Annotated in this window: 16 protein-coding genes; 8 read left to right on the forward strand and 8 right to left on the reverse strand. The window is 61.9% G+C overall.

The features are described 5' to 3' along the window. The first annotated feature begins 4 nt into the window (after nt 1-4). Nucleotides 5-490 (forward strand): signal peptidase II, encoded by a 486-nt coding sequence (lspA, locus tag IC757_RS05670; RefSeq protein WP_411913470.1) that lies wholly within the window; start codon nt 5-7, stop codon nt 488-490. A gap of 41 nt (nt 491-531) precedes the next feature. Here the strand turns inward: lspA and IC757_RS05675 are convergent, their stop codons facing one another. After that, the gene (locus IC757_RS05675) at nt 532-1,218 is read right to left on the reverse strand and encodes a Bax inhibitor-1/YccA family protein (RefSeq protein WP_190976397.1); all 687 of its coding nucleotides are present in this window, start codon (nt 1,216-1,218) and stop codon (nt 532-534) included. 97 nt (nt 1,219-1,315) lie between these two features. Between IC757_RS05675 and IC757_RS05680 the strand changes: the two genes are divergently transcribed. The 4 genes from IC757_RS05680 (at nt 1,316) to ychF (ending at nt 5,174) form a co-directional block, all read left to right on the forward strand. Further along, the gene (locus tag IC757_RS05680) at nt 1,316-2,440 is read left to right on the forward strand and encodes a PLP-dependent cysteine synthase family protein (protein ID WP_190976398.1); all 1,125 of its coding nucleotides are present in this window, start codon (nt 1,316-1,318) and stop codon (nt 2,438-2,440) included. Nucleotides 2,441-2,552: 112 nt separating this feature from the next. Next, nucleotides 2,553-3,299: a 50S ribosomal protein L25/general stress protein Ctc gene (locus tag IC757_RS05685; protein ID WP_190976399.1), complete on the forward strand. Its 747-nt coding sequence runs from the start codon at nt 2,553-2,555 to the stop codon at nt 3,297-3,299. 8 nt (nt 3,300-3,307) lie between these two features. Then, nucleotides 3,308-3,925, forward strand: coding sequence for an aminoacyl-tRNA hydrolase (pth, locus tag IC757_RS05690; RefSeq protein WP_190976400.1), 618 nt, complete (start codon nt 3,308-3,310; stop codon nt 3,923-3,925). A gap of 157 nt (nt 3,926-4,082) precedes the next feature. Continuing rightward, nucleotides 4,083-5,174, forward strand: coding sequence for a redox-regulated ATPase YchF (gene ychF / locus IC757_RS05695; protein WP_190976401.1), 1,092 nt, complete (start codon nt 4,083-4,085; stop codon nt 5,172-5,174). Between the two features lie 104 nt (nt 5,175-5,278). Here ychF and IC757_RS05700 read toward each other — a convergent pair whose 3' ends face one another. The 3 genes from IC757_RS05700 to IC757_RS05710 all read right to left on the reverse strand — a co-directional run bounded on the left by IC757_RS05700 (nt 5,279) and on the right by IC757_RS05710 (nt 7,823). Further along, nucleotides 5,279-6,394 (reverse strand): YbaY family lipoprotein, encoded by a 1,116-nt coding sequence (locus IC757_RS05700; protein ID WP_190976402.1) that lies wholly within the window; start codon nt 6,392-6,394, stop codon nt 5,279-5,281. A gap of 22 nt (nt 6,395-6,416) precedes the next feature. Further along, nucleotides 6,417-7,157: a putative porin gene (locus tag IC757_RS05705; RefSeq protein ID WP_190976403.1), complete on the reverse strand. Its 741-nt coding sequence runs from the start codon at nt 7,155-7,157 to the stop codon at nt 6,417-6,419. 141 nt (nt 7,158-7,298) lie between these two features. Continuing rightward, a complete protein-coding gene (locus tag IC757_RS05710) occupies nt 7,299-7,823 on the reverse strand; it encodes an alpha/beta fold hydrolase (RefSeq protein WP_190976404.1) in 525 nt (174 codons plus the stop codon). Nucleotides 7,824-7,943: 120 nt separating this feature from the next. On the opposite strand from IC757_RS05710, the gene IC757_RS05715 reads away from it, so the two are divergent. Beyond that, a complete protein-coding gene (locus IC757_RS05715; protein WP_190976405.1) occupies nt 7,944-8,750 on the forward strand; it encodes an NYN domain-containing protein in 807 nt (268 codons plus the stop codon). 181 nt (nt 8,751-8,931) lie between these two features. On the opposite strand, the gene IC757_RS05720 is transcribed toward IC757_RS05715, so the two are convergent. The 4 genes from IC757_RS05720 to hslV form a co-directional block, all read right to left on the reverse strand. Then, the gene (locus IC757_RS05720) at nt 8,932-9,771 is read right to left on the reverse strand and encodes a mechanosensitive ion channel family protein (protein ID WP_190976406.1); all 840 of its coding nucleotides are present in this window, start codon (nt 9,769-9,771) and stop codon (nt 8,932-8,934) included. A 256-nt stretch (nt 9,772-10,027) separates the two neighbouring features. Then, nucleotides 10,028-10,798 (reverse strand): SDR family NAD(P)-dependent oxidoreductase, encoded by a 771-nt coding sequence (locus IC757_RS05725; protein ID WP_190976407.1) that lies wholly within the window; start codon nt 10,796-10,798, stop codon nt 10,028-10,030. A gap of 84 nt (nt 10,799-10,882) precedes the next feature. Beyond that, nucleotides 10,883-12,223: an ATP-dependent protease ATPase subunit HslU gene (hslU, locus tag IC757_RS05730; RefSeq protein WP_190976408.1), complete on the reverse strand. Its 1,341-nt coding sequence runs from the start codon at nt 12,221-12,223 to the stop codon at nt 10,883-10,885. 11 nt (nt 12,224-12,234) lie between these two features. Next, nucleotides 12,235-12,792: an ATP-dependent protease subunit HslV gene (gene hslV, locus IC757_RS05735; RefSeq protein WP_190976409.1), complete on the reverse strand. Its 558-nt coding sequence runs from the start codon at nt 12,790-12,792 to the stop codon at nt 12,235-12,237. Between the two features lie 155 nt (nt 12,793-12,947). Here hslV and IC757_RS05740 point away from each other — a divergent pair, with 155 nt between their 5' ends. Both IC757_RS05740 and IC757_RS05745 read left to right on the forward strand, forming a co-directional pair. Further along, nucleotides 12,948-13,691: a hypothetical protein gene (locus IC757_RS05740; protein WP_190976410.1), complete on the forward strand. Its 744-nt coding sequence runs from the start codon at nt 12,948-12,950 to the stop codon at nt 13,689-13,691. A gap of 5 nt (nt 13,692-13,696) precedes the next feature. Further along, a complete protein-coding gene (locus tag IC757_RS05745; protein ID WP_190976411.1) occupies nt 13,697-16,273 on the forward strand; it encodes a protein kinase domain-containing protein in 2,577 nt (858 codons plus the stop codon). The last annotated feature ends 72 nt before the right edge of the window (nt 16,274-16,345 follow it).

Raw genomic sequence — 16,345 nt, forward strand, 5'->3', positions numbered from 1 at the left:
CGACATGTTGCCGATGCGCCCGTCGAAGTATTTCCTGTGGCTCGGCCTGGTCGTGCTGCTGGTCCTGCTCGACCAGTGGACCAAGTTCCTGGCCACCCAGGCACTCGAGCTTTACCGCCCGCGCGAGGTGTTTTCCTGGCTGAACCTCACCCTGGCGCACAACACCGGCGCGGCCTTCAGCTTCCTGGCCGGTGCCGGTGGCTGGCAACGCTGGTTTCTCTCCGGCGTGGCTGTCATCATCTGCATCGTGCTGCTGGTGTGGTTGTGGCGACTGCCGCATCGAGCGCGCATGCTGCCCACCGCCTTGGTGCTGATTCTCGGCGGGGCCATCGGTAACCTGATCGACCGGGTGCGCTTTGGCTACGTGGTCGATTTCATTGACGTGCACTATTCCGGCTGGCACTGGCCGGCCTTCAACCTGGCCGACACCATCATCGTGATCGGGGTGGGGTTGTTGTTGCTGGAGAGTTTTATTCCGCGGCGGAGGTAGGGCGCCGCGCTGGTGCGCGGCGTTTTGCGTCGCCACCCGGCTCAGTCTTCTCCGAAGAAAAACCCGAGCAGGTGCAGCAGGCTGGTGAACAGGTTGTAGATGGACACGAACAGCGTCACCGTGGCCATGATGTAGTTGCGTTCGCCGCCGCGCACGATCTGCTGGGTCTGGTAAATGATCAGGCCGCACATCAGCAGGGCGAACATGGCGCTCACCGCCAGGCCCAGGGCCGGCATGCTGAAGAAGATCGAGATCAGCCCGGCCACGAAAGCGACCAGGATGCCGACGAACAGGAAGGGCCCCATGAAGCTGAAGTCCTTCTTCGTGACCATGGCGAAACCCGACAGGCCGACAAAGGCAACGCCGGTGGCACCCATGGCGGTGATGACCAGTTGATGACCGTTGCTGAACATGCCCAGGTAGGCATTGACGATCGGCCCCAGGGTCAGCCCCATGAATCCGGTCAGGGCGAATACGCTCAGCAGGCCCCAGGCCGAGTTGCGCAGGTACATGGTCAGAAACAGCAGGCCGAAATAGCCCAGCAGCGTAATGACCACGCCCGGATAGGGCCAGTTGTTGGCCATCGACAGCAGCGCCATGCCGGCGCTGAACAGCAAGGTCAGCGACAGCAGGTTCCAGGTGTTGCGCAGTACCTTGCGTGCGCTTTCGTCTATCTCCACGCCTTGCTGAGGGCGCGGGATGGAAGTGGTGCGGAAGTTCTCGCTCATGGTTGGCGTCGTTCCTCGCTTGTTGTCGAAAAAGTGAACTGCAGATATCGACCACTATTCTAGCAGGAAGGTTTCCAGGCCCGGTATCATGCCTGCCATGGACAGATCACACCCCTCTCCGGCCACCGATGGTGGCGACTGCCGCTGGACCGCCGAGGCCATTCGTGCCATTGAAGCCGACTTCAATCGCTCGGCCGACACTCACCTGATTCGCATGGACATGCCCGAGGCGTGGTCGGGCTGGCAGCTCTACCTAAAGGACGAATCCATCCACCCCACCGGCAGCCTCAAGCACCGCCTGGCCCGTTCGCTGTTTCTCTATGGTCTGTGCAACGGCTGGATCGGTCCGGACACGCCGATCATCGAGGCCAGTTCCGGTTCGACCGCGGTATCGGAAGCCTACTTCGCCCGATTGCTCGGCCTGCGCTTCATTGCCGTGATGCCGGATGGCACCTCGCCGGAGAAGATTGCCCAGATCGAGTTTTATGGCGGGGAATGCCGACTGGTCGAGGCCTGCTCCATCTACGACGAGTCCGACCGCCTGGCGCGCGAGCTGGGCGGACACTTCATGGACCAGTTCACCTACGCCGAGCGGGCCACCGACTGGCGCGGCAACAACAACATCGCCGAGAGCCTATTTTCTCAAATGGCTCTCGAGTCGCACCCACATCCACGCTGGGTGGTGGTCTCGGCCGGTACCGGGGGTACGGCGGCCACTATCGGGCGCTACATGCGCATTCGCTGTTTTGCCGGCTGTCCGACCGACCTGTGCGTGGTCGATCCAGAAAACTCGGTGTTTCACGACTACTACAAGACCGGCGACGCGGACCTGGTCATCTCGGCGGCCTCCCGAATCGAGGGCATTGGCAGGCCGCGGGTGGAGCCGAGTTTCATTCCGTCTGTCGTCGATCGGATGATGACGGTGCCCGATGCCGCCAGCATGGCCGCGATCCGTTTCCTGGAGAACTGGCTGGGCCGCAAGTGTGGCGGCTCGACCGGTACCAACCTGATCGGCAGCGTGCGCCTGCTCTCGGAAATGCGCGAGCAGGGAGAGCGGGGCAGCGTGGTGACCCTGCTGTGCGACGATGGCCAGCGCTACCGTGAAAGCTACTTCGACGATGACTGGTTGGCCGCCCAGCAGCTGGATATCAAGCCCTGGCTGGCGGCGCTGGAGCAATGGGCAGAGAGGGGCGTGTGGGACGAGCCGGGCTCTGCGAAATGAGCCCATCCCGGGGCTTCCTTCGGGTCGATCAAGAGTTTATAATGGTCGGCTTGCTCCGGTGGCCTGGTCGCGGGTTGCCGGTTGTTCAACCATTGCCAAGAGACTTTAAGTCATGTCGAAAAACTACCAGATTCCGGCAGAAATGCGTACGGACGTGGGGAAAGGTGCGAGCCGCCGCCTGCGCCGTGCCGGTCGGATCCCCGCCGTGATCTACGGCGGAGACCGTGAGCCTGCCAGCATTACCATTGACCATGATCTTCTGTTGCACGCTGCAGAGGAAGAGGCGTTTCACGCCTCGGTGCTCGAGATCAATGTCGGCAAGAAGAAGCAGCAGGTCGTGCTGCGTGACCTTCAGCGTCATCCGTTCAAGCCTCTGCTGACGCATGCTGATTTCCAGCGCATCTCCGAGAAGGAGTCGCTACGCATCAGTGTGCCGATCCACTTTGTCAACGAAGAGGGCTCACCGGCCGGCAAGAAGGCTGGCGTGGTGGTCTCGCACCAGGTGGTCGAAGTCGAGATCGAGGCGCTGCCCGGCGATCTTCCGGAATACCTGGAAGTCGATCTGGCCAACCTTCAGCCCGGCGAAAGTGTCATGCTCAGCCAGATTCCGCTGCCCAAGGGGGTGACCATCCCGGCCCTCGAATACGGCGACGAGAGTGATGATTACGCCATTGTCACGGCTATCTTCATTCGAGCCGGACAGGGCACGGGCGAGCTGGCCGCCGAAGCCGATGCCGCCATGGGTGAAGCCGCCGAAGTCGAGACCGTTGGTGACGCCGAAGCAGCCGAAGAACCCGAGGCTGAAGAAGGCGAGGAAGACGGCGACGAGGCTGCAGCCGAAGAGAAGAAGGAAGACTGAGTCAGCCAGTGAGCGATCGCTGGCTGATAGTCGGCCTGGGCAACCCGGGCCAAAAGTACGAAAGAACCCGGCACAATGCCGGGTTCTGGTTTCTGGATGCCCTGGATCGTCGCCAGACGCTAAGTCTGAAACCCAATCGCAAGCTGCATGGAGAAGCGGCCAAGCTGTCGTTTTCTGGCGCCGATTGCGTGTTTCTCAGGCCGGATACGTTCATGAACCATTCCGGTCAGGCGGTGAGGGCGGCGGCCGACTACTTCGATGTGGGCCCCGAGCGCGTGGTCATTGCCTACGATGATCTGGACCTGCCCCCGGGCACGGTCAGACTCAAGCAGGGCGGCGGTCATGGCGGGCACAATGGCCTGAGAAGCACTTTCAGCCACCTGGGCAGCAAGAGTTTCTGGCGCGTACGCATCGGCATCGGTCACCCTGGAATCCGCGAGGCCGTCACCCCGTGGGTGCTGGGCCGCGCCACCGTCGAGGATGAGAAGGCCATCGTGGAGGCCATCGATCGTGCCGCCGATGCATTGCCCGATCTGCTGGCCGGGCGCCCGGACAAGGCCATGCAACGACTGCATACCCGGCCTGAGCGCGTGAGTAGCGAACAAGCGGGCAGGAAGGAGTCGTAAGCAGGTCGATTGGCAGGACAGCGCGAACCATCTCCGATCATCTCTGTTCCGTCTTCCGTCTCCTGTCTCTCGTTTCCCCGCTCAAGCAAGGCAAGATCAGGTTGCATGGGGCAGCCGGCCTCATCAATACCGAAACACTGTAAGGAGTACACCCCCAATGGGCTTCAAATGCGGCATCGTCGGTCTCCCCAACGTGGGTAAGTCGACCCTTTTCAACTGTCTGACCAAGGCCGGCATTCAGGCCGAGAACTATCCGTTCTGCACCATCGAGCCCAATGTCGGCATGGTGCCGGTGCCCGACCCGCGGCTCGACGAGCTGGCAGGTATCGTCACGCCCGAGAAGGTTATTCCGACGATGATGCAGTTTGTCGATATCGCCGGGCTGGTCGCCGGGGCCTCGAAGGGCGAAGGGCTGGGCAACCAGTTTCTCGCCCATATCCGGGAGACCGACGCCATTGCCCACATCGTGCGCTGCTTCGTCGATGACGACGTGACGCATGTTTCCGGACGCGTCGATCCGCTTTCCGATATCGAGACCATCGATACCGAGCTGGTGATGGCCGACCTGGACGTGGCAGAAAAGGCACTCGACAAGGTGGCTCGCCAGACCAAGTCGGGTGACAAGGAAGCCCGGCGCCAGGCTGAATTGCTTGAACGGGTCGTTGCCCATCTTGGAGAAGGCAATCCGCTGCGAACCCTTCAAGTCGAGGAAGAAGAGCGCAAGACGCTCAAAACCTGGCAGTTCATCACCGCCAAGCCGGTGCTCTACGTTGCCAATGTCGATGATCGCGCCGCCGAAGACAACCAATATGTCACCGCCGTGCGTGGCCACGCGGCCGGGGAGGGCGCCGAGGTGGTGGTGCTGTGCGCGGCGATGGAAGCGGAGCTGGCCGAGCTGGACGAGGAGGACCAGGCCGAGTTCCTGGCCGAGCTGGGCCAGGACGAGCCCGGGCTGCATCGACTGATTCGCGCCGGCTACTCGCTGCTGGGACTGCTGACCTTCTTCACCGCCGGGCCCAAGGAAGTCCGCGCCTGGACGGTAAAGTCAGGATCCACCGCGCCCCAGGCCGCCGGCCGTATCCATACCGATTTCGAGAAGGGCTTCATCCGTGCCGAGGTGACCGCCTACGAGGACTATGTCGCCTGTAACGGCGAGTCCGGCGCCAAGGCCGCCGGCAAGCTGCGCCTGGAAGGCAAGGATTACATCGTCCAGGAAGGCGACGTGATGCATTTCCGCTTCAACGTCTGAGGGTCTCTGGTTTCTTTACCTTGCTCTCACACGTCAGAACGGGTGGCATTCGGGCGCTCAGGCCGTGAGTGCCCGGATGCCACCCGTTGCGCCCCACCGCTCTCTTAGAGATAGCGACCGCAGGCACTGAGCTCGCGGTCGTTGAGCAGCATTTCGACACGATAGGGAAATTCCCAGCCCACCATGCTGTCGCGGCAGGGTTCGCGGATCAGGATAATGCCGGCCTGGTTGCCGGGAGATTCGGCGATATAGCCGTCACCATCCGGGTCCTCGATGACCGTATCGAACAGCAGTTCATGCGCACCGCCGTCCAGCTCCAGGCGCAAGACCGGATCCTCCCGGTCGTACAGCTCCAGTACCCAGCCAGGTTCCTGGCCGGTGGCGCGAAAGTAGGCGCCGGCATCACGCGCCATCGCCCAGGGCGAGGGCAGCGAACTCGGTTGGCAGTTGATGGCGGCTTCTTGCGGCAGATCCAGGCTGGCGGACTCGGCTTCCTGTGACGAGAACGAAACACCGTTGCCCGCAAGGCGAATCCCGGCTTCCGCTTCCTGTTGACGCAGAACCACGTCCTCCCAGGGCAGGGTAAGAGCGGCATCGCTTCCGTCCACCGCGACCTCAAGGCGAATATCGCCGCACTGCCAGTCGCTGATCGCCTCCAGGTCGGCATGCCGATCAGTATCGATATCCTGCGCTTCGTCCGCATCCTCGTCAGCGGGCTCGTCGATGGCTGGCTCTGCCGCAGCAGGCTCGGCCTCCTCCTCGATGACGGTCTCGCTTTCCGGCTCCACTGCCAGCAGCCTGATCTGCCGGATCTCCGGCTGACTCAGGTCGACGGCCGTTTCAGCGCTGAATCGTGGATTGCCATCGGGCAGGTACAACGTGAGCCACAGTTCGTGGGCATCGTTCGGGTCGACGCCGGACGGATCGTAGTCGATCTGGAAGGGGTAGGGCGGACTGCCCACATCATCGATCATGCGGCGCGCGAGGATGCGGTCATCGCGGCCGGAGGCGTCGATCAGAATGACTTCAAGCGAGGCGTCTTCCGGCATGGCAATGCGCTCGAAGTAGAAGGCACTGCCGGCCAGGGTGCCCGCGGCACCTTCGTCCTCTGGCGGGGGGTCTTCGGCTGGCTGGCAGGCGACCAGGGTGGCCAGCGCCGCGAAAGCAAAGTAGCGAGCATTCATGGCGCCGTTATACCACAGCAGGTCGCCGGCGGACATCCGCCGGCGACCCCGAGAATGCTCAGAAGCGGGCACCTACCCGAATCTGGATGGTGTCGTCGCTGGTATCGTCGTTGCGCAACCACTCGAACTCGCCACTGATCTGCGGGGTGAAGAAGTAGCGTGTACCGAAGCCGTAGTCGCGGTCCGAGCCGATGCCGCTGCTGCGCAGTCCGAAACCGAAATGCGGCATGGGGTAGTAGTCGGCGCGCAGCGCGTGGGCCAGTTCCGTGCTGCCGTTGCTTGCTCCGCCCACCTCGGCATCAACATGAAAGGCCACGCCGCCGCCAAGCTCCTGCACATGCTTGATGCCCATCGTCAGGATATCGATGTTGCTGCCGTATGGCATTTCGATCCGGTCCCAGTTGCCCGTGACACGGGTGCTCGGGCCGGTCATCCAGCCGCCGCGCAGGGTGTAGCTGTCGACATCGAAACCGTTGGAGAAACGAGAGGCGCCGAAGCCGGCAAAAAAGCCCTCGAGATACAGCTCGAGCATGCCGCCGATGGCGTCGAAATCGCCACTGCTTTCACGCAGGTAGTCCAGTTGCAGATTGCTCGATCGATTGAGAAAAGTGGCCTGGTCATAAGGGCCTCGTCCCGAGCGTACGGGATCGAAGTGCCAGGTGAAATCGCCACCCCATGCCGAACCCTGTTCAAGGTCGAACCATGAGCCACCGGCTTCAAAATTGAAATCGGTGGCAAGGGAGAAAGAGGAAACGCCGAGAACTGCGGCCCCGACGAACAGCCGTGATATTTTCTTCATTTTTGCATCCTTGGTTGATCCCATGGGTTCCCCGCGCCGGATGTTGGCCGGCAAGCAACCACCACGATTCCGTGGTGGCAGGCATGGGACTGTATGGCCAGCCCGAAGTTCAGGCAGCACAAGCCGCAATTCAGGAACGGTTCAGGCTGGCAGCGATTGCAGGAAGTCGTCCAGGAGGGCCGCAATCGACGGCAGGCACTCATGAAGGGCATGATCGGCATCAAGCAGATGCAACCGGGCCTGTGACTGCCGTGCATGCCTCAGGCTGTTGCGCCACGGGATGATTTCGTCGCGCCAGCCGTGCACGATGCAGGTATGTTGCGTTCTGGGCCGATAGGTATCCGGTGCAATTCCCCCTTCGACGTAATGCTCGAGAAACAGCGCCGGAGCCATCAGGAACAACCCGCTTACGGCTTGTTGTTCGGCTGCCGCCATGGAGACATAGCCACCCATGGACGACCCCACCAGAACGGCCGGTCGGTCGAGCTCCTGCAGACGTGCCACCAGTCGCCTTGCACGTCCTACCGGATCATCACGCAGATCCCGGTAATCGATCGCTTCGGTGCGAAAGCCCCGGGCCCGGGCTATGGGTGCCAGCTGGACGATCTTGTTGCTCTCGGGGCTGGACAGGTGGCCGTGGCTGAAAATGACGGTGATCTCTTTCATGCTAGCTATTGTAGAGTGTCACTGGTTCGGGTTTCGGATGCTTCGCGCGGTAGTCTGGAATTTACATTTGCAGCCCGGGCAGATACCTTTGGGGCTTTCTCAACGATACGTCAGGACACCATGTCAACCAATCCTACCCGCAATCTCGCACTGTTCTGCGACTTCGAGAATATTGCCCTGGGCGTACGCGATGCCCGATACGAGGCGTTCGATATTCAGAAAGTCCTGGAAAGACTGCTGCTCAAGGGCAATATCGTGGTCAAGAAGGCCTACTGCGACTGGGGCCGCTACCGGGACTTCAAGCCGCCCATGCACGAGGCAGCGTTTGAGTTGATCGACATCCCGCATGTGCGACAGTCCGGAAAGAATTCGGCCGATATTCGCATGGTGGTCGACGCACTGGATCTGTGCTACACCAAGGAGCATGTCGATACCTTTGTGGTCATCAGTGGCGATTCGGACTTCTCGCCGCTGGTGTCGAAGCTGCGCGAAAACAACAAGACCGTCATTGGCGTGGGGGTCAAGAGTTCAACCTCCGACCTGCTGATGTCCAACTGCGACGAATTCATCTTCTACGATGACCTGATCCGCACCTCTCCCTCCAAGACGGCCAGGAAGAAAGCCACCAAGAAGAAAAAGAAGAAAACCGGCGCCCGGGCAGAAGACGATCGCCAGCAGGAAGCATTCGATCTGTTGCTGGAAACCACCGAGGCGCTGTTTTCCGATCGCGACGCCGAGGAGAAAGTGTGGGGGTCAATGATCAAACAGGCGCTGAAGCGCCGCAAACCGGGTTTCAGCGAAAGCTACCATGGCTTCCGCAACTTCTCCGAACTGCTCAAGGAAGCCGAGAAGCAGGGCCTGCTCGAACTGCAGCACGACGAGAAATCAGGTGGCTACATTATTCGGGGGTTCAGGGCGGAGGATTGAAGGCGCGCGATCGCGCGCTGTGAAAGGTATAAGGCAAAAGGTGAAAGGTAAGAGGTAAAAGGAGGGGCGTCGGGGCTTCGGTGAAGGGAGGTGGCCAAAGGCCAGGCTCATGCCATTGGCCACCCCGGCCATGATTACACGGACGTCATTACCCCCGTCTTGTGTTTATTCCTTTCACCTTTCACCTTTCACCTTTCACCGCGTTAGCTTTACTCTCCTCGTACACATGCACATCACGCTGCGGAAACGGAATCGAGCAACCTGCGGCTTCCAGCTCGGTCTTGAGCTGTTCCAGAAGTTCGCCCCGGACGGGCCAGAAGTCAGCCGTATTGACCCATGGCCTGACGGCGAAATCGACGCTCGAATCGCCGAGATCCATGAGCATGATGGTTGGCTCTGGATCATCAAGGACTTGCTCGTGCTTGGCCAGAACACGCGCGATGGTGTCTCGGGCAACCTTCAGGTCGTCGTCGTAGTGCACGCCGATGATCAGGTCGATCCGGCGCGTGTCATAGGCCGAGTAGTTGGTGATGGGGCTGGAGGTGATGGCGCTGTTGGGCACGACCACGTAGCGGTTGTCCGGTGTTTTCAGTTCAGTGTTGACAATGCCCACGCGCATGACCGTTCCGGCGACACCTCCGGCTTCAACGAAGTTGTCCCGGGTGAAAGGGCGGAATCCAACCAGCATGATGCCCGAGGCAAAGTTGCTCAGGGAGCTCTGCAGGGCCAGTCCTACGGCCAGTGCGGCGCCACCAAGTATGGCGATCAACGGCGTGATGGGTACCCCGAGGTAGCCGATGGCGGCTAGTACCACGGCCACGGTCAGCACGGCGCCGACGATATTACCCAGGAAGCTGACCAGCATGGCGTCGATCTCGCGCTTGACGAGCTGGCGTCGCATGAAGGCGACAATCGCTCGCACAATCCAGCGACCGACGATAAAGATCAGAATGGCGCCGATGATGTTCACCAGCGCTTCCATGTAGTTCAGTTGCTCGAACCACTCGATGATTTTGTCCATGAGGTCCTCCTGAGCCGGTGGATTATTCCTGTCTGCACACGCGGTGTGCTATCGGCAAGCGGTCAGTGTGCAGGAACGGTGTCGACATTACATCAATTTCGTTGCAGGTGACCGGTGACGGGTGACAGGTTGCCCGGACTTGAGATAGCAGCGGCGACAAGCGGTGGGATTGCAGACTTCGGCCTGATTTTTTCATCAGCCCCAAGCGCCCCCGTTTCACCTGTCACCCGTAACCCGTCACCCGTCACCCGTCACATTATTTCGGTTCCAGTCGCACCGCACCGTCAAGCCGCAGGGTGCTGCCGTTGAGGTAGGCGTTCTCGACGATATGGGCAGCCAGGCGGGCGAACTCCTCGGGTTTGCCCAGGCGCTTGGGGAAGGGGATGGACTCAGCCAGGGCCTGTTGCACCTTTTCGGGCATGATGTCGATCATGGGAGTGTGGAACACACCTGGTGCGATGGTCATGACCCGAACGCCGAAGCGGGTGAATTCGCGCGCCATGGGCAGGGTCATGCCGACCACGCCACCTTTGGAAGCCGAATAAGCGGCCTGGCCGATCTGCCCTTCGTAGGCGGCCACGGATGCGGTATTGATGATTACACCGCGCTCGTTGTCGTCATTGGCCTCGTTGTGCTGCATCAGGTTGGCCGCGGCCTTGGCCACGTTGAAGCTGCCTACCAGGTTGACCATGACGGTTTTCGAGAAGGTTTCCAGAGGCATCGGTGCTTCACGCCCGAGCACGCGCCCGGCGCCGAGGATGCCGGCACAGTTGACGGCCACGTTGAGTCCGCCCAGCCAGTCGCTGGCTTCGCCAAGCACCTTTTCCACGTCGGCCTCGCTGGTGACGTCGACGCGGAAGAACTTCGCCTTGCCCTCGCCGAGCTGACCGACGGCCTCGGTGGCCTTTTCATCGTTGACATCAAGCAGGGCAATCTTGCCGCCCAGCGAAGCGAAGTGCTCGGCCACGGCCAGTCCCAGGCCGGAAACACCGCCGGTGATGACGGCACGAATGTCACTGGTCTTCATGTTCGACTCCTTCGTGTTTTTTCAGGTGCGATCACGCCATGTCGCGCAGACGTGATTCAGTTCGAATGTCTGTTATCTGAGTGATCAGAGGATGTAGCGACTGAGGTCCTCGTTGCCGGCAAGGTCTTCCAGGTACTGGTCGACGTAAGCTGCATCGATGGACAGTTTCTCACCCGACCGGTCCGGGGCTGCATAAGAAATGTCCTCCAGCAGCCGTTCCATGACGGTATGCAGGCGCCGGGCGCCGATGTTCTCGGTCGACTCGTTGACCGAATAGCTGATCTCGGCCAGACGGTGGATGGCATCGTCGGTGAACTCGACATCCACGCCTTCGGTGGCCAGCAGGGCCGTGTACTGTTCGGTCAGCGATGCATCGGTCTCGGTCAGGATGCGCTTGAAGTCGTCGGCCGTCAGGGCCCTGAGTTCGACGCGAATGGGCAGTCGCCCCTGCAGTTCTGGCACCAGGTCCGAGGGCTTGGCGACATGGAAGGCGCCGGAAGCGATGAACAGCATGTGATCGGTGTTGATCGGTCCGTAACGGGTGTTGACGGTCGAGCCTTCGACCAGCGGGAGCAGGTCGCGCTGAACACCTTCGCGCGAGACCTCGCCGGAAGAACCGCCTTCCGCCCGGCGGGCGACCTTGTCGATTTCGTCGATGAAGACGATGCCGTTCTCCTCGGCCATGGCCAGCGCCTGCTGCTTGACTTCCTCGTCGTTGATCATGCGCGCGGCTTCCTGCTCGATGAGCAGGGGAATGGCGTCCTTGACCTTCATGCGGCGCTTCTGCTTGCGTTGCCCGGACATGTTGGAAAACATCTGCTGCAACTGGCTGGTCATTTCTTCCATGCCGGGTGGCGCCATGATCTCGACTCCGATGTTCATGTCCACATCGATTTCGATCTCGCGTTCATTGAAGTCGCCATTGAGCAGGCGGGTGAACATCTTGCGCCGGGTTTCGGACTGGTTGTCCTCCGGCTCCTCGGGAGAGTTGGCGAACCCGGTGGCCTGCCGCTTTGGCAGCATGATATCGACCACCCGCTCGACCGCGGCATCTTCGGCGCGTGAACGAACCTTGTCCATGGCTTCGTCGCGGGCCATCTTGACGGCCGCTTCGACCAGGTCGCGCACGATGGCCTCGACATCCTTGCCGACATAGCCGACTTCGGTAAATTTGGTGGCCTCGACCTTCACGAAGGGTGCGCGGGCCAGGCGTGCCAGGCGTCGTGCGATCTCGGTCTTGCCGACCCCGGTGGGGCCGATCATCAGGATGTTCTTGGGCGTAATCTCCTTGCGCAACTTCTCGTCCACCTGCAGGCGGCGCCAGCGGTTTCTGAGTGCGATGGCGACGGCGCGCTTGGCGGCCGCCTGTCCAATGATGTGGCGGTCCAGTTCCTGGACAATCTCGCGTGGGGTCATCTGCGACATTTGAAGATCCTTCAGTCCAACGTGCCGGATTCGATATCCAGCGTCTCGACAGTGAAATTGTGGTTGGTGTAGATGCAGATCTCGCCGGCGATGGTCAGCGCCTCGCGGCAGATGCTCTCGGCATCGAGATCGGTGTGGCGCTGCAGTGCCCGTGCTGCCGACTGGGCAAACGGGCCGCCGGAGCCGATGGCGATGAGGCCCTCTTCAGGCTCGATGACATCGCCGTTGCCCGAAATGATCAGGGATGCTTCCTGGTCGGCCACGGCCAGCAGGGCTTCCAGGCGTCGCAGCAGGCGGTCGGTGCGCCAGTCCTTGGCCAGCTCCACCGCAGCCCGCGTGAGATGTCCGGAGTGCATCTCCAGCTTCGACTCGAAACGTTCGAACAGCGTGAATGCATCGGCGGTGGCGCCGGCAAAACCGGCCAGTACGCGGTTCTTGTAGAGTCGGCGCACCTTGCGTGCGTTGGATTTCATGACGGTGTTGCCGAGCGAAACCTGACCGTCGCCGGCAATCACCACCTGGTTGGCGCGCCGCACCGACACGATCGTTGTTCCCCGATACTGTTCCATGATTGTGGCTGCCTGTTGCGGGTTGAATGTGCAACATGGGGACGGTGGCGGCGCAGGACAATCATCTCTCGCCGTTGCCCCGGAGTTTCCGGGCGGGCCGATGTGCATGTCATCGTCCGGTCCGACAGTGTATCCTCACGTTCATGGTTGCTGTTTTGCGCCGAGTCATTCTGTCTACAGGCCTTGCGTTGGCCGCCACGCTGTGGCTGGCGGGCACTGCCTGGTCAACCACTGCCCCGGAGCCGGAGACCGAAGGGTCGCGAACCTCGCCCGGCGAGTCTGCCGAGCAGTCCACCGCCCGGGTCACTGGTCGTCTTGAGCTGGTGTCCGAAGATGGCGAGCCAGTACGGAAGCGCCACGAGTTCGCCAATGCGGTGGTCTACTTCGAGCCTGATGAATCGCCGGCTGTTGCAGAGCATGACGCAATGGTCGAGATGACCACGCGGCGGCGAGAGTTCGTGCCCCGAGTACTGGCGGTTGCAGCCGGCACCGAAGTTCGGTTTCCGAACGAGGATCCCATCCTGCACAACGTGTTCTCCACTTCCGGTGACAACCGATTCGACCTGGGTGTGTACGGTGAAGGCTCCGGCGAGACCCATCGTTTCGAGCATCCCGGCCTGGTGCGGGTGTTCTGCAACGTCCACTCGCGCATGTCCGCCCACATCGTGGTCGTTGACGGGCCCTATTTCACCAAGCCCGATCGCGACGGTCGTTTCGTGCTTGAAGACCTGCCCGTCGGTCCCGGCCGGCTCACCATCTGGCATGAGCGCTCCAGCGCCGAGCGCATCGACATCGACCTGGAAGCCGGCGACGAGCATGTGCACGATGCCTGGCTGGAGCTGACCGTACGCGAAGCCGAGTCTCCCCCCCGGCGCATGCGTCGTCGCGGAAGGTATTGAGTGTCATGAACTCACTCGCCGCGAGAATCGCCATCGTCACGGTTGTTCTGGTCAGCCTGGCCGTGACCATCGCGATTGGCGCAACCTGGCTGATGAGCCAGCGCATTGCCTCGGAGGCGGTCAGCGATTCGCTGGAAGCAACCCAGGCCATGCAGCGGTATCTGCAAACCTCGCGGGCGCGTGAGCTGGCGCTCACCACCGACCTGCTGGCCGCCGACCCGCATGACACCGCGTACCTGGTTGAAGCCACCAGGGGGCAGTTCGACGATGACGAAGAGATCGATCTGCGCTCCATACTTGACCTCGTCGACGACCGGCGGCGGGAGATGGGCTTTGATTTCGCCATGATGCTCGATGCCAACGGACAGGTGCTGGTGCACACCGACCGTCCCGACGCCGGTGGCAGAATGCTTGGAGACCACCCGATGGTGGCCACAGTCATGGATGATCTGATTCCGGACTACGGCCCCTGGCGCGAGGGGAGTCGCCTGTTCAACGTGGCCGTGGTGCCGCTGGCCACGGCCTTCGAGGTCATCGGCTACCTGGTCACCGGGCTGGCCATCGACGATGATGTGGCCGCCGATATCAAGCGGGTGACCGGCATCGATGTTGCCTTTGTCTCTCTGGAAGAGGAGCGTGAGCAACTCGGAGCAAGCACGCTCGACATGCGCCAGGGTGAACAGCTCTTTGGGCAATTGGCCGATTCCGGCGACACGCTGGCCCTTCTGCGGGCCGGACAGCCCGTAAGCCGGCTGGACATCGATCTCGGTGGCGAGGCCTGGGTGGCCCGACTCGAACCGATTTCTGCGCCTGGCGGCGAAGTGCTGGGTGCGGCGATCGCCATCGATTCCCTCGATGCCCGCCTGGCCGGTTTCCGCACGCTCCAGACCGCCTTGATCAGTGGCGGGGCGCTGGCCATTCTGGTCGCGCTGGCCCTGTCGTTGCTGGTTGCCCGCCGTATTGCCCGTCCGGTGGGTCAGCTTGCGGCTGTCGCCGACCAGGCCGCCCAGGGTGATTACGAGCAATCCATCGACATCCGGCGCAGGGACGAAGTCGGCACCCTGGCCCGCGCCATCAATCGCCTGCTCGCCGACCTGCGCGAGCAGCAAGAGATTGCCGGCTACGTCACTGATCTATCGCGCCAGCTGGAAGAACACAGCGCTCCGTCGTCTGAAAGAACCATTCCGGACCCAGCCGGCGAGGTCGGGTCGGGCCCGGCCTGGCTGGCCGGCATCGAATGGCCGAATGATGCAGGCGGGTGGGAAGCCAGTCTGCCCGACCTGGTCGGCATGGCCTCCCGGCACCAGGCCAGCCTTGTACCCGGTGGTGCCGCCCGGGTGCTGCTGGTCATAGAGTCTGATCGTACCGACCGCTTGACCGGGCTGCTTTCCGACCTGCTCGGGCTGACTGCTCACCAGGACGACCAGCCTGGTCTTGCCCTGGCCTACGGCAATGTTGACAGCGCCAGACTCGAACTTGGCTCGGCCTGCTACCCGATACTGTCCGGCAAAGCGGTGACGCACATCGAGGTTTTGCTGCATGAGGCCGGTCCGGGTCGCATGCTGGTGTCGCCGGCCGCGAGCAAGCAGCTCAAGCCGCTGATAGAAGCCGATCGCGTCGAAACGGCCATCGTTGACGGCCGCTCGGGCCGCCGGCGCTTCCACCAGGTGCTCGCAGTCGCCGCGAGTGACGATCCCGACGCCACGACCACGGCGGATGTTGCCCCCATCACCCGGCCGCGAACAGTGCTGGCCGAAGGGCATGTGCTGGGAGAGCGCTTCGAGATACTCGAGGCGCTGGGAGAGGGTGCCATGGGCAGCGTTTACCGGGCGCGCGATCACAAGCTCGATGACGTGGTCGCGCTCAAGTTGCTCAAGCCGTCACTGGGCGAGGACCCTGAGTACCTGGAGCGCATGAAAAGCGAGATCCGGCTGGCGCGCCGTATCACCCATTCCAACGTGTTGCGCACCCACGACTTCTTCGAGCTCGACGGCCTGCCCGTCATCTCAATGGAGTATGTCCGGGGTGTCACCCTGGACCAGTTGCTTGAACGTTCCGGCCGTCTCAGCCTGGCTGCGGGATTGCGAGTCAGCGCCCAGGTGCTCAAGGGGCTGCAGGCTGCCCATGATGCCGGGGTGCTGCACCGTGACATCAAGCCTGGCAACATCATCCTCGACCCCCGCGGCAATGCCCGCCTGATGGACTTTGGTATTGCCCGCCAGGCGGTCGATGAAGGCAAGGATCTGACGCAGGCCGGTGCTATCGTCGGCACCGCAAACTACATGGCACCGGAAGTCTTGCTCGGAGAAATCGCCGATGTGCGCAGCGACATCTACTCGACCGGCGTGATGATGCACCAGCTGTTCACCGGTCGGCTTCCGTTTTCCGGCAAGACCTCGATGGAGGTCTGCATGGCCCATGTTCAGAAAGATCCGGCGCCGCCATCGGAGTACTGGCCAGAGATTCCCACCATGCTCGAAACCATCATTCTCGACTGCATGGCCAAGAAACCCGAACAGCGGCCCGCCAGCGCACGAGTGCTGCTGGAGCAGCTCTTGAAAGTACGCCGCGAAGCGGGGTGATCGGCGCGCGGTTGTTTGCACCTGTTTTCCGCCTGCCCTAGAATCGAATCAGCATCCAACGGCCCGCCAGAC

Source organism: Wenzhouxiangella sp. AB-CW3 (genome assembly GCF_014725735.1).
Taxonomy (GTDB): Bacteria; Pseudomonadota; Gammaproteobacteria; order Xanthomonadales; family Wenzhouxiangellaceae; genus Wenzhouxiangella.

What these genes read in the sequence shown, in the direction of transcription:
- lspA (WP_411913470.1), top strand. Translation starts at nt 5, where the DNA reads ATGTTGCCGATGCGCCCGTCGAAGTATTTCCTGTGGCTCGGCCTGGTC.
- IC757_RS05675 (WP_190976397.1), bottom strand. Translation starts at nt 1,218, where the DNA reads ATGAGCGAGAACTTCCGCACCACTTCCATCCCGCGCCCTCAGCAAGGC.
- IC757_RS05680 (WP_190976398.1), top strand. Translation starts at nt 1,316, where the DNA reads ATGGACAGATCACACCCCTCTCCGGCCACCGATGGTGGCGACTGCCGC.
- IC757_RS05685 (WP_190976399.1), top strand. Translation starts at nt 2,553, where the DNA reads ATGTCGAAAAACTACCAGATTCCGGCAGAAATGCGTACGGACGTGGGG.
- ychF (WP_190976401.1), top strand. Translation starts at nt 4,083, where the DNA reads ATGGGCTTCAAATGCGGCATCGTCGGTCTCCCCAACGTGGGTAAGTCG.
- IC757_RS05700 (WP_190976402.1), bottom strand. Translation starts at nt 6,394, where the DNA reads ATGTCCGCCGGCGACCTGCTGTGGTATAACGGCGCCATGAATGCTCGC.
- IC757_RS05705 (WP_190976403.1), bottom strand. Translation starts at nt 7,157, where the DNA reads ATGAAGAAAATATCACGGCTGTTCGTCGGGGCCGCAGTTCTCGGCGTT.
- IC757_RS05710 (WP_190976404.1), bottom strand. Translation starts at nt 7,823, where the DNA reads ATGAAAGAGATCACCGTCATTTTCAGCCACGGCCACCTGTCCAGCCCC.
- IC757_RS05715 (WP_190976405.1), top strand. Translation starts at nt 7,944, where the DNA reads ATGTCAACCAATCCTACCCGCAATCTCGCACTGTTCTGCGACTTCGAG.
- IC757_RS05720 (WP_190976406.1), bottom strand. Translation starts at nt 9,771, where the DNA reads ATGGACAAAATCATCGAGTGGTTCGAGCAACTGAACTACATGGAAGCG.
- IC757_RS05725 (WP_190976407.1), bottom strand. Translation starts at nt 10,798, where the DNA reads ATGAAGACCAGTGACATTCGTGCCGTCATCACCGGCGGTGTTTCCGGC.
- hslU (WP_190976408.1), bottom strand. Translation starts at nt 12,223, where the DNA reads ATGTCGCAGATGACCCCACGCGAGATTGTCCAGGAACTGGACCGCCAC.
- hslV (WP_190976409.1), bottom strand. Translation starts at nt 12,792, where the DNA reads ATGGAACAGTATCGGGGAACAACGATCGTGTCGGTGCGGCGCGCCAAC.
- IC757_RS05745 (WP_190976411.1), top strand. Translation starts at nt 13,697, where the DNA reads ATGAACTCACTCGCCGCGAGAATCGCCATCGTCACGGTTGTTCTGGTC.